Origin of the sequence: Olsenella profusa (assembly GCF_016900315.1) — a bacterium.
Taxonomy (GTDB): Bacteria; Actinomycetota; Coriobacteriia; order Coriobacteriales; family Atopobiaceae; genus Thermophilibacter; species Thermophilibacter profusus_A.
The window spans coordinates 121,893-133,883 of the sequence record NZ_JACSNQ010000004.1; the positions used below are offsets into that span (position 1 = coordinate 121,893).

The following is an 11,991-nucleotide window of genomic DNA, read 5'->3' on the forward strand; positions in this document are numbered from 1 at the left end:
CCTACCCCCTAGTTGGCCTTGTGACCACGGAAGGTGCGCGTGGGGGCGAACTCGCCCAGCTTGTGACCAACCATGGACTCGGTGACGTACACGGGCACGTGCTTGCGGCCGTCGTGGACGGCGATCGTGTGACCGACCATCTCGGGGAAGATGGTCGAGGAGCGCGACCAGGTCTTGATGACCTCCTTGGTGCCGGCCTCGTTCTGGGCGGCGACACGCGCGAGGAGGCGAGTCTCCACAAACGGGCCCTTCTTGAGACTTCTGCTCATGCTTTCTATCTCCTACTACTCGTGTTCCGGCTACTTGGACTTGCGGCGACGGATGATGAGGCGGTTCGAGGCCTTCTTCGGGTCGCGGGTCTTGTAACCCTTCGTCGGCTTGCCCCAAGGCGTCACGGACGGGCGACCGGAGGTGTGGTTCTTGCCCTCGCCGCCGCCGTGCGGGTGGTCGACCGGGTTCATGACGGTACCACGGACGGTCGGGCGGACGCCGGCCCAGCGGCTGCGGCCAGCCTTGCCGATGACGATGTTGGAGTGGTCGGCGTTGCCCACCTCGCCGATGGTGGCACGGCAGGTGAGCAGGACGCGACGAAGCTCGGAGGAGGGCATGCGCAGGACGGCGTAGCCGTTGTCCTTGCCCATCAGCTGAACGGAGGTGCCGGCGGCGCGGGCCATAGCGGCGCCCTTGCCCGGCTGGAACTCCACGGCGTGCACCAGGGTGCCGACGGGGATCTCGGACAGCGGCATGCAGTTGCCGGGCTTGATGTCGATGTCCTTGGTGCCGGAGACGACCACGTCGCCCACGTGCAGGCCCTCGGGGCACAGGATGTAGGCCTTGGCGCCGTCGACGTAGTGCAGCAGGGCGATGCGCGCGGAGCGGTTCGGGTCGTACTCAATCGTGGCGACCTTGGCCGGCACGTCGTCCTTACGACGCTTGAAGTCGATCTTGCGGTACATACGCTTGTGGCCGCCGCCCTGGTGACGGGTGGTGATGCGGCCGTTGTTGTTGCGGCCGGCCTTCTTGGGCAGGGGCTCGAGTAGCGACTTCTCGGGCTTCGTGCAGGTGATCTCGGAGAAGTCCGAGACCGTCTGGAAGCGCCGGCCGGCGCTCGTGGGCTTGAGGTGCTTGACTGCCATTGACTCTTTCCCTTCTTTTCCGCTGGCCGTCCCGCTCAGGGAGTGGCGGGCGACACCGGATTACCACGGTACCGCGCGTATCCATCATGCGCGGCAGAGCAGCCCGAGCCCCCAAGGGGGCCCGGGCGCGAAACCTTACTCAGCGGCCTGGTTGCCGAAGATCTCGATCGTCTCGCCGGCGGCGAGGGTCACGACGGCCTTCTTCCAGGAGCGCGTGGTGCCAGGGGTCTGGTAGCGAACGCGCTTCTTCTTGCCGGAGACGTTCATGGTGTTGACCTTCACCACGTGGACGCCGAACAGCTTCTCGACGGCGGCGGCAATCTCCTCCTTGGGGGCGGACTTGGCCACCTCGAAGGTGTACTTGCCCTGCTCCATGAGGTCGAAGGAACGCTCGGAGACGACCGGGCGGATGATCACGTCGTAGGCGGAGTTCATTATGCGAGCACCTCCTCGAGCTGCTTGGCGACGCCGGCGGTCATGACGAGGGCGCCGTTGTCGATGAGGTTACGGGTGTTGGCCTCGGAGACGCCGATGATGTTGACCTTCTCGAGGTTGCGGAACGAGAGGTACGCGTTGACGTTCTCGTCGTCGACGACGACGGTCACGCGCTTGTCGGCGACGCCAAGGGCAGCGAGAAGGGCCACGGCCTGCTTGGTGGACGGCTTCTCGAAGGCGATGGCGTCAACGAGGACGAGCTCCTCGTCGGCAACCTTGCCAGAGAGAACCGAGCGCATGGCAAGCTTGACCATCTTGTTGTTGATGCGCTTGGAGTGGTCACGCGGGGTGGGCCCGAAGATCACGCCGCCGCCGGTCCACTGACCGGCACGGATGGAGCCCTGGCGGGCACGACCGGTGCCCTTCTGGCGATACGGCTTCACGCCGCCGCCCGAGACCTCGTGGCGGTTCTTCACCGAGTGGGTGCCCTGACGGGCGCCGGCCTCGATGGCCACCACGGCCTGGTGGATGACGGGGATGTTCGGCTCGATGCCGAAGACGTCGGCGGAGAGCTCGGCCTGGCCGACCTCAGCCCCCTCGACGTTCTTGATAGCGTACTTGGACATTCTGTCCTCCTTGTTAGCCTAAGAGATTTCCTGGCACTTAGGCCATGCGGACCTGGACGAGGGCGTTCTTGCCGCCGGGGACAGCGCCCTTGACGAGCATGAGGTTCTGCTCGGCGTCAACGCGGACGAGCTTGAGGTTCTTGACCGTGACGCGCTCGTCGCCCATGTGGCCGTACATGTGAAGGCCCTTGCGGACGCGCGCGGGGTAGGCGCACTGGCCGATGGAGCCCGGCTTGCGCTGGTTGCGGGAGCCGTGGGTCATGGGGCCACGGGAGAAGTTCCAGCGCTTGATGGTGCCCTGGAAGCCCTTGCCCTTGGAGGTGCCGATGACGTCGACGGCCTTGACGTCAGCGAAGTCGGCGACGGTGACGACGTCACCGGTGTGGTGCTCCTCGCCGTTCTCGACGCGGACCTCGCGCAGGTAGCGCATCGGCTCGACGCCGGCGGCCTTGAAGTGGCCGGCCATGGGCTTGTTGACGTGCTTGGCGGAGATGTCTCCGAAGCCGATCTGAACGGCGTCGTAGCCGTCGGTCGCCTTCGTCTTGACCTGCGAGACGGTGCAGGGGCCAGCCTGGATGACAGTGACGGGCACGACGTTGTCGTTCTCGTCCCAGATCTGCGTCATCCCAAGCTTGCGGCCAAGGATCGTGCTGACCATGCTCTTTCCTAACCTCCGGTGGTCATGGGACCTTGGGACACCCGTTGCCCCTCCCCAGCGGACCACGTCCTGTATCTGCTGCTCAGAAGGGGTGTCGTGACCTCTCGGCACACTAGTCCCTTTTTGCGCAGCCTGTTAAGTCTACACGCCTGATAGGGAATTCACAATGTCTACGCAGAATTTTTTAGCCCTCTGAGCTGCGGCGTCACTTTCCGCGCCACCGGGCGTATCCATAGGTGCTTGCGATGCCGTCCGGCATCCAGGCCGCAGGTTCTTCTCGCCGGGCGGGTACTTCCTGGACGGGGTTGGGTGTCGTGTTCGCGCGTGCTCGCGCTCTCATTTGCGCCCGCATCCGCGCTCGCGTTAGGTTTTGCCGCATCTTAGTGCGATTGCACCCCATTTGATTAGGAATCGGGGCATCTTAGTGCCCCATCCCACTAACATGCCCCACTTTCTAACCGTGCATCCACCCCACCCCCACGGCGGTTGGGCCTCGCCGCCCGAAACGCAGGGAGCCCCGACCTTCCGGAGAGAAGTTCCGCGTAGCGCACTTCTCGAAGGAAGGTCGGGGCTCCCCCGCTGCGTTTAGGAGATCGGCCTACAGCTTGATCTCGATGTCGACGCCGGCCGGCAGGTCAAGACGCATGAGCGAGTCGACCGTGGACGGGGACGGGTCGAGGATGTCGATGAGGCGCTTGTGGGTGCGCATCTCGAACTGCTCGCGGGAGTCCTTGTCCTTGTGCGGCGAGCGGATGACCGTGTAGAGGTTGCGCTCGGTGGGCAGGGGGATGGGGCCGGACACGCGGGCACCAGTCTTCTGGGCGGTGTCCACGATGAGCTTCGCGGACTGGTCAACGACCTCGTGGTCGTAGCCCTTGAGGCGAATCCTGATCTTCTGGCTTGACACTGTGTACCTCCAAATGAGCTAGGGCTCGTGATCGTTGACTTAGGAAGCGTTTCCGCCGTTCTTGGCGACGATCTCGTCGCGAATGTTCTTCGGGACGGGCTCGTAAGAGTCGAACTGCATGGTGTAGCTCGCGCGGCCCTGGGTCTGGGAGCGGAGGTCGGTGGCGTAGCCGAACATCTCGCCCAGCGGCACCTTGGCGCGAATCACCTTGGTGTCGCGACGGTCCTCCATGCCCTCGATCTTGCCGCGACGGCCGGAGAGGTTGCCCATGACGTCGCCCATGTACTGCTCGGGGGTCTCAACCTCGACCTCCTCGATCGGCTCGAGAAGAACCGGGTTGGAGCGACGCAGAGCCTCCTTGATGGCCATGGAGCCGGCGATCTTGAAGGCGGCCTCGGAGGAGTCGACCTCGTGGTAGGAGCCGTCGATAAGCTTGACCTTGATGTCGACGACGGGGTAGCCAGCGATGACGCCGCTCTCGAGCGCCTCCTGGATGCCCTTGTCGATGGAGGGGATGTACTCCTTCGGGATGACGCCACCAACGATGGCGTTCTCGAACTCGTAGCCCTTGCCCTCCTCGTTGGGCTCCATGTCGATGACGGCATGGCCGTACTGGCCGCGGCCGCCGGACTGGCGGACGAACTTGCCCTCGACGTGGGTCACGGCCTTGCCAGCGGTCTCGCGGTATGCGACCTGCGGCTTACCGACGTTGCACTCGACCTTAAACTCGCGGCGCAGACGGTCGACGATGATCTCGAGGTGCAGCTCGCCCATGCCGGAGATGATGGTCTGGCCGGTCTCCTGGTCGGTGTGCACCTGGAAGGTCGGGTCCTCCTCGGCGAGCTTGGCCAGGCCAACGGACATCTTCTCCTGCTCGGCCTTGGTCTTGGGCTCGACGGCGACGGAGATGACCGGCGTGGCGAACTCGATGGACTCGAGGACGATCGGGTGCTTCTCGTCGCAGAGGGTCTCGCCAGTGGTAGTGTTCTTGAGGCCAACGCAGGCGACGATGTCGCCGGCGGAGCAGCCCTCGCGGTCAACACGGTCGTTGGCGTTCATCTCGAGGATGCGGCCGAGACGCTCGCGGTTGTCCTTGACGGAGTTGTAGACGTAGGAGCCCGCGTCAGCGTGACCGGAGTACACGCGGATGTAGGTGAGCTTGCCCACGTACGGGTCGGTCATGATCTTGAACGCGAGCGCGGAGAACGGCTCCTTGGCGTCGGCGTGACGGACCTCAGGCTCGCCCTTGAGGTTGGTGCCGTCGATCTCCTTGACGTCAAGCGGGCTCGGGAGGTAGTCGACAACGGCGTCGAGCAGCTCCTGGATGCCCTTGTTCTTGTAGGCGGAGCCCACGAAGACGAGGTTGAGCTCGCCGTCGATGACGCCCTTGCGCAGGGCGGCCTTGAGGGTCTCCACCGGGATCTCGGCCTCCTCGAGCACGAGCTCCATGACCTCGTCAGAGAAGTTGGAGGCGGCGTCGAGCAGCTCCTCGCGCTTCTCCTCGGCGATGTCGGCGAACTCCTCGGGGATGGACTCCATCGCCTCGGGGTAAATCATGCCCTTGGCGTCCTCCTTGAAGTCCCACGCGGTCATGGTGACCAGGTCGATGAGACCCCAGAAGTTGGACTCGGCACCCATCGGGATCTGGGCCGCGACGGCGTTGGCGTGCAGGCGGTCCTTCATGGTGTCGATGGCGTGCCAGAAGTCAGCGCCCACGCGGTCGTACTTGTTGATAAAGGCAATGCGCGGGACGTTGTAGTTGGTGGCCTGACGCCACACGGTCTCGGACTGCGGCTGGACGCCGGCCACGGCGTCGAACACGGCCACGGCGCCGTCGAGGACGCGCAGGCAGCGCTCGACCTCGGAGGTGAAGTCCACGTGGCCCGGGGTGTCGATGATCTGGATGACGTGGTCCTTCCAGAAGCACGTGGTGGCCGCGGAGGTGATGGTCACGCCACGCTCCTGCTCCTGAACCATCCAGTCCATGGTAGCGGCACCGTCGTGGACCTCGCCGATCTTGTGGGTCTTGCCGGTGTAGTAGAGGATGCGCTCCGTCGTGGTGGTCTTGCCGGCATCGATGTGGGCCATGATGCCGATGTTGCGCATGTCCTTAAGGTTGTACTTGACCTTAGCCATAGATAGCCTCTCCTCGGGTCAGCGACTAGAAGCGGTAGTGAGAGAAGGCGCGGTTGGCCTCGGCCATCTTGAAGAGGTCCTCACGACGCTTGATGGAAGCGCCGACGCCGTTGGAGGCGTCGAGGATCTCGTTGGCAAGGCGCTCGGCCATGGTCTTCTCCTTGCGGGCACGCGAGAAGTTCACGAGCCAGCGGATGGCCAGCGTGGTGGCACGACGGGAGTTGACCTCCATCGGCACCTGGTAGGTGGCGCCACCGACGCGCTTCGGCTTGACCTCGAGGGTCGGGCGAATGTTGTCCATGGCCTTCTTGAAGACGGCAAGGGCGTCCTCGCCGGACTTCTCGGCCACGATGTTGAAGGCACCGTAGACGATGCGCTCCGCGGTGGCCTTCTTGCCATCGAGGAGGACCTTGTTGATGAGCTGGGTCACGAGACGGTTGTTGTAGACGGCGTCAGGCTGGACCTCACGACGCACGGCTGCTGCACGACGCGGCATGTTATATCTCCTTAGAGCTGGTGACGTTTAGTGACTGCGAGACTACTTCGGGCGCTTGGTGCCGTAGCGGGAGCGCGCCTTCTGGCGGTTCTGCACGGCGGCGCAGTCGTAGGCGCCACGGATGATCTTGTAGCGGACACCAGGGAGGTCGCGCACGCGGCCGCCGCGGATCAGCACGATGGAGTGCTCCTGGAGGTTGTGGCCCTCGCCGGGGATGTAGGCCGTGACCTCGATGCCGTTCACGAGGCGCACACGGGCGACCTTACGAAGGGCGGAGTTCGGCTTCTTGGGGGTGGTGGTGAAGACGCGGGTGCACACGCCGCGCTTCTGGGGGTTGTGCTGCAGAGCTGCGTTCTTGGACTTCGACTTGACGCTCACGCGACCGTTGCGAACGAGCTGGTTGATTGTCGGCAAAGCTCTCTCCTTCTTAGCTAACGTTAATGCTTTAACCCGTATTCAAGGGCCGAGCAGCACCTCTGCCCCGGATTGACGCGACGATGAACTTTACGCGCGGCTGCCCCAGTTGTCAAAACGCCACGGATCCGGGCGTATCCATCCTCCACCGTATGTTCACGTTGCGGAGGGCGCGCGAGGGCGGCCTGAGCGTATTTCTCGCCGTCTCTCCACGTTCTTCTCGCCCGCTTGCGCGGTCTGGCCGGGTGCACCTTGCGTCACTCGTCAGGTGCACTCAAGAAGTGCACCCGCACCCCGGTACACTTGGCGAGAAAAACCGGGATTTGGGTGCACTTGCGAGAAAAACGAGCGGTTTGGCGGTGCACTTGATTGGTGCACTTGGTGACGGCGGCGCGAACCGGGTAACAGCGCCGCAACGCGGCCGGCGTAACGCAGGTGGCGCAACGCAGGCAGCCGCGGCGCGGGGCCGCAACCCTCCCTACATCCAGGCGAGGCCCACGGCGCCGAGGCCGAGGTGCTTGGCCAGGACCGGGCCGCCGTCCTTCACCCGGACGCGGGCCTCGGGGAAGCGCGACCGCGCGGCGAGAAGAACCTCGCGCGCCTCGACGCCCCGCGGGCCGAAGTGGCAGACCACGAGGTCCTCGGTGCCCTCCGGCACGCGCTCGACCATGGCGGCCGCCATGCCGCGGGCGCCGCGGCCGTCGGAGAGCTTGACGATGCCACCCTCGGAGAGCGCCATCACCGGGTAGCGGTTGAGCTTGGTGGCAACCGCGCGGCGGATGGCGCCGAGCCGCCCGCTGCGGGAGAGCGCCACCATGTCCGGCACGCTGAACACGATGCGCGTGCCGCCGCGCAGGCTCTCGAGCTCGGCCTTGATCTCGGCGAGGCTGCGGCCGGCGTCGGCGAGGGCACGGGCGCGGCGCACGAGGAACTCGAGCGCGCCCGCGGTGAGCCAGGAGTCCACCACGGCCACGTGCGGGCTGGCGACGGCCTCGGCGGCCTCCTCGGCGCTGCGGTAGGTGCCGGAGAGGCGCGAGGAGATCGTCACGCAGAGCACGTCGTCGCCCGCGGAGAGGTGCTCGCGAAAGACCTGCTCGAAGGTGGCGGAGCGCACGGCCTCGGTGGTCACGTGGCGGCTCCTGGAGAGAAGCGCCACGTAGTCGCCGTTCTCGCCGACGAACCCCTCGGCGTGGCGGGCGGAGTCGGTCACGTAGGTCATCGGGACGACGTCCACGCCCAGTTCGGCGGCCTCCTCGCGCGTGAGGCCGCAGGTGGAGTCGGTGACTAGCGCGAGCATATGCGGTCGCCTCCCATCACACGGAACTTCTGATAGCGGCAGGACACGAGCTCGTCGGCGTCAAGCCGCTCGAGCTCGTCCAGGGCAAGCTCGACCTCGCGCATGAGGTCGTGGGCGATCTCGGCGTGGGTGAGGCCCAGGTCGGAGATCACGCCGTCCACCAGCCCCAGGTCCATCAGGTCGTGCGCGGTGATGTGCAGGGCCGCGGCGGCCTCGTCGGCGCGCTTGGCGTCCTTCCAGAGGATGGAGGCGCAGCCCTCCGGGCTCACCACGGAGTAGGCGGAGCTGCCGAGCATGAGCACGCGGTCGGCCACGGCCAGGCCGAGCGCGCCGCCGCTGCCGCCCTCACCCACCACGACGCTCACCACGGGGACCTTGAGGCCGCTCATCTCCACGAGGTTGTGCGCGATGGCCTCGCCCTGGCCGCGCTCCTCGGCACCGATGCCGCAGTAGGCGCCCGAGGTGTCCACGAGGCAGAGCACCGGCCGGCCGAACTTCTCGGCCTGGCGCATGAGGCGCAGCGCCTTGCGGTAGCCCTCGGGGTGGGCCATGCCGAAGTTGCGGCGCATGCGCTCCTTGGTTGAGTTGCCGCGCTCGATGCCGATCACGGTGAGGACGCGGTCGCCCTTCCAGCCGATGCCGGCCACCACGGCGGCGTCGTCGGCAAAGAGGCGGTCGCCGTGGAGCTCGACGAAGCCGTCCAGGCCGCGCTCGATGAGCTCGAGGGCGGTGGCGCGGTCCGTGGAGCGGGTGAGCCTGACGATGTCGTAGGCGCTCTGGGGCTCCGGCGCGCGCTTGGGGCGCGTGCCGCGGCCGCGACGGGGCTCCTCGAAGGAGAGCGCGTGCGGCGCGTCGGCGGCGGGCGCGGTGCCCTCGTGCAGGCAGAGCAGCTCGGAGAGGGTAGCCACCATGTCCTTGCGCTCCACGATGAGGTCGCAGAAGCCGTGCTCCAGGAGGAACTCGGAGCGCTGGAAGCCGTTGGGCAGGCGCTTGTGGGTGGTCTGCTCGATCACGCGCGGGCCGGCGAAGCCCACGAGGGCGCCCGGCTCGGCGAGGATGATGTCGCCCTCCATGGCAAAGCTCGCGGTGACGCCGCCGGTGGTGGGGTCGGTGAGCACGGTGATGTAGAGCAGCCCGGCCTCGGAGTGGCGACGGACCGCCGCGGAGACCTTGGCCATCTGCATGAGGGAGGTGGTCCCCTCCTGCATGCGGGCGCCGCCGGAGACGGTGAAGCCCACCACGGGCAGCCGCTCCTCGAGCGCGCGCTCGAAGACGCGGCAGATCTTCTCGCCCACCACGGAGCCCATCGAGCCCATCATGAAGTCGGCGTTCATGAAGAACAGCGCGCAGTCGTGCCCGCCAATCTTGCCGCGGCCGCAGACCACGGCGTCGTTCTCGTGGGTCTTCTCGCGCGCGGCGGCGAGCTTGTCCTCATAGCCCGGGAACTCCAGGAAGTCCGTGGCGGCGAGCTCGGCGTCCCACTCAACGAACGTGCCGGCGTCCACGGTCATGCGCATGCGCTTGCGGCCGGACACGCGCAGGTGACGGCCGCAGCGCGGGCACACCTCAAGGTTCTCCACCAGCTTGTCCTGGTCGATCACGCGCCGGCAGCCAGGGCACTTCACGAGGAGGTGGCGCTCCGGCATCTCGGCCATGACCTCGGTGACCGGGCTCTCGAGCTCGTTGGCGCTCTTCTCTCGCTTACTCATAGAGGTGCTCCATCAGGTTGGTGTGGTAGTTGCCCGAGACGAACTCGGGGTTGGAGAGGATGTCGAGGTGCAGCTCACTGTTCTCGGCCACGCCCTCGATGACCAGCTCGCCAAGGGCCGAGCGCATCTTGCGGATGGCCTCCTCGCGCGTGGGCGAGCAGACGATGAGCTTGCCGAGCAGCGAGTCGTAGTAGGGCGGGACCACGGCGCCGATGTAGAGCGCCGAGTCAAAGCGGACAAGAGGGCCGCCCGGGACGTGCAGCATCGTGATCTCGCCGCAGGACGGGAGGAACTCCGGGGTCTCGGCGTTGATGCGGCACTCGATGGCGTGGTTCTCGATGTGGATGTCGTCCTGCGAGAAGGGCAGCTCGGCCCCGGCGGCAACGCGCAGCTGCCACTTCACGAGGTCGATCCCGCTCACGAACTCGGTGACGGGGTGCTCCACCTGCAGACGGGTGTTCATCTCCATGAAGTAGAAGTTGCCGTCGTCGGAGTAGAGGAACTCGATGGTACCCACGCCCACGTAGCCCACGGCGCGCGTGAGGTCGCGCGCGGCCTTGTGCATGCGCTCGCGGACCTCGGGATGTGCGTCCAGGCACGGCGCCGGGCTCTCCTCGACGAGCTTCTGGTTGCGGCGCTGCACCGAGCACTCGCGCTCACCGAGGCTGACCACGTGGCCGTGGGCGTCGGCCAGGACCTGCACCTCAACGTGGTGCGCCGGCGAGACGAACTTCTCCATGTAGCACTCGCCGTCGCCGAAGGCCGCCTCGGCCTCGGCGTGGGCCTCGGTGAAGGCCTTGCCCGCATCCTCGGGGCGCTCGACCTTGCGGATGCCGCGGCCGCCGCCGCCCGAGCGGGCCTTGATGAGCACCGGGCAGCCGATGCGCTCGGCCTCGGCCTCGGCCTCCTCCGCGCTCTTGAGCAGGTCGCAGCCGGGCACGATGGGCACGCCGGCGTCGCGGGCGGTGCGACGGGCGGCGTCCTTGTCGCCCATGCGCTCGATGACCTCGGGCGAGGGGCCCACAAAGACGAGGCCGCACTCCTGGCACTCGCGGGCGAAGTGCGCGTTCTCCGAGAAGAACCCGTAGCCGGGGTGGATCGCCTTGGCGCCGGACTGCAACGCGCAGGTGAGGATCGCGTCCTCGTTGAGGTAGCTGTCCGCCGGACGCGGGCCGCCCACGCAGTAGGCCTCGTCGGCGAGCGCCACGTGCAGCGCCTCGGCGTCGGCCGTGGAGTAGATGGCCACGGTCTTGACGCCCATCTCCTTGCAGGCGCGGATCACGCGGACGGCGATCTCGCCACGGTTGGCTATGAGGATCTTGTCGAACACTGGAGCCTCCTTAAGAAGGATCGGGGCGGCTGGGCGCAGGCCCCTCTGACCCGTCGACGCATGGGTCAGAGGGGAGCCCGCCCCAGCGCCCCGTCAGCCGCCTAGTTCTTCTCGCCCGGCATGAGGGCGAACGACATCTCCGCCGTGCAGCAGAGCTCGCCGTCGACGCGCGCCTCGCCGGTGGCAAAGCGGAAGGGCCCGCGGCTGCGGGTGATGCGGCAGGTGAGCTCGACGGTGTCGCCGGGACGGACGGGCCGCTTGAAGCGGACCTTGTCGAGGCTCGTGTACAGGGGCGTCGCCCCCTTGGCGGCCAGGTCGTCGGCGAGAAGGACGCAGCAGTTCTGCGCGAGCATCTCGCACTGAATCACGCCCGGCACGATGGGGTTGCCCGGGAAGTGTCCCTGGACGAAGAACTCGTCGCCGGTGATGGTGATCTTGCCGTGGGCCTCGCCGTCGACAACCTCCGCCTCGTCCAGCAGCAGCATCGGCTCGCGGTGCGGCAGCAGGCCCTTGAGCTCCTCCTTGTTCATGCGCGCCTCCCCTAGTAGATCTTCATGAGGCAGCAGCCGTACTCGACGAGGTCGCCGTCCTTCACGCAGATGTCGACGATCTCGCCGTCGGTCTCGGCGGTAACCTCGTTCATGACCTTCATGGCCTCGATGACGCAGAGGGTGTCGCCCTTCTTGACCTTGGAGCCCACGTGCACGAAGGGCTCGGCGCCGGGGGCCGGGGCGGCGTAGAACACGCCGACCATCGGGGCACGCACGGCGGTGGTGTGGGACATGTCGAGCGGCGCCTCTCCCTCGGGAGCGGGCTCGGCCGCAGGCCCCGGGGCGGGAGCGGGGGC

Annotated in this window: 14 protein-coding genes; all 14 read right to left on the reverse strand. The window is 66.8% G+C overall.

Annotated elements, in window-relative coordinates:
• Nucleotides 1-8: 8 nt before the first annotated feature.
• Nucleotides 9-269 carry a 30S ribosomal protein S19 gene (rpsS, locus tag H9X80_RS03690; RefSeq protein WP_087227318.1) on the reverse strand — a complete coding sequence of 87 codons (261 nt, stop codon included), beginning with the start codon at nt 267-269 and terminating at the stop codon, nt 9-11.
• A gap of 30 nt (nt 270-299) precedes the next feature.
• Entirely contained in the window at nt 300-1,136 is an 837-nt protein-coding gene (rplB, locus tag H9X80_RS03695; RefSeq protein WP_204792996.1) for a 50S ribosomal protein L2, read from the reverse strand.
• 135 nt (nt 1,137-1,271) lie between these two features.
• Nucleotides 1,272-1,571: a 50S ribosomal protein L23 gene (rplW, locus tag H9X80_RS03700; RefSeq protein WP_204792997.1), complete on the reverse strand. Its 300-nt coding sequence runs from the start codon at nt 1,569-1,571 to the stop codon at nt 1,272-1,274.
• Complete coding sequence (rplD, locus tag H9X80_RS03705) at nt 1,571-2,197, reverse strand: 50S ribosomal protein L4 (RefSeq protein ID WP_204792998.1); 627 nt, start codon at nt 2,195-2,197, stop codon at nt 1,571-1,573. The genes rplW and rplD overlap by 1 nt, the downstream gene beginning before the upstream one ends.
• Nucleotides 2,198-2,234: 37 nt before the next feature.
• A complete protein-coding gene (rplC, locus tag H9X80_RS03710; RefSeq protein ID WP_204792999.1) occupies nt 2,235-2,855 on the reverse strand; it encodes a 50S ribosomal protein L3 in 621 nt (206 codons plus the stop codon).
• A 598-nt stretch (nt 2,856-3,453) separates the two neighbouring features.
• Nucleotides 3,454-3,762, reverse strand: a complete 309-nt coding sequence (rpsJ, locus tag H9X80_RS03715) for a 30S ribosomal protein S10 (protein ID WP_072374151.1) — start codon at nt 3,760-3,762, stop codon at nt 3,454-3,456.
• A gap of 39 nt (nt 3,763-3,801) precedes the next feature.
• Nucleotides 3,802-5,898 carry an elongation factor G gene (gene fusA, locus H9X80_RS03720; RefSeq protein WP_204793000.1) on the reverse strand — a complete coding sequence of 699 codons (2,097 nt, stop codon included), beginning with the start codon at nt 5,896-5,898 and terminating at the stop codon, nt 3,802-3,804.
• Nucleotides 5,899-5,923: 25 nt separating this feature from the next.
• A complete protein-coding gene (gene rpsG, locus H9X80_RS03725) occupies nt 5,924-6,394 on the reverse strand; it encodes a 30S ribosomal protein S7 (RefSeq protein WP_204793001.1) in 471 nt (156 codons plus the stop codon).
• Nucleotides 6,395-6,436: 42 nt separating this feature from the next.
• Nucleotides 6,437-6,808, reverse strand: a complete 372-nt coding sequence (gene rpsL, locus H9X80_RS03730) for a 30S ribosomal protein S12 (protein WP_072374142.1) — start codon at nt 6,806-6,808, stop codon at nt 6,437-6,439.
• A gap of 478 nt (nt 6,809-7,286) precedes the next feature.
• Entirely contained in the window at nt 7,287-8,105 is an 819-nt protein-coding gene (locus H9X80_RS03735; RefSeq protein WP_204793002.1) for a DegV family protein, read from the reverse strand.
• Nucleotides 8,093-9,814, reverse strand: a complete 1,722-nt coding sequence (accD, locus tag H9X80_RS03740) for an acetyl-CoA carboxylase, carboxyltransferase subunit beta (protein ID WP_204793003.1) — start codon at nt 9,812-9,814, stop codon at nt 8,093-8,095. Before accD ends, H9X80_RS03735 begins: the two co-directional genes overlap by 13 nt.
• Nucleotides 9,807-11,144 (reverse strand): acetyl-CoA carboxylase biotin carboxylase subunit, encoded by a 1,338-nt coding sequence (accC, locus tag H9X80_RS03745; protein ID WP_204793004.1) that lies wholly within the window; start codon nt 11,142-11,144, stop codon nt 9,807-9,809. The genes accD and accC overlap by 8 nt, the downstream gene beginning before the upstream one ends.
• A gap of 101 nt (nt 11,145-11,245) precedes the next feature.
• On the reverse strand, nt 11,246-11,674 hold the full coding sequence (gene fabZ, locus H9X80_RS03750) for a 3-hydroxyacyl-ACP dehydratase FabZ (RefSeq protein ID WP_204793005.1): 429 nt from the start codon (nt 11,672-11,674) through the stop codon (nt 11,246-11,248).
• An 11-nt stretch (nt 11,675-11,685) separates the two neighbouring features.
• Nucleotides 11,686-11,991: acetyl-CoA carboxylase biotin carboxyl carrier protein (accB, locus tag H9X80_RS03755; protein ID WP_204793006.1), on the reverse strand; the 306-nt coding region annotated here is incomplete at its 5' end.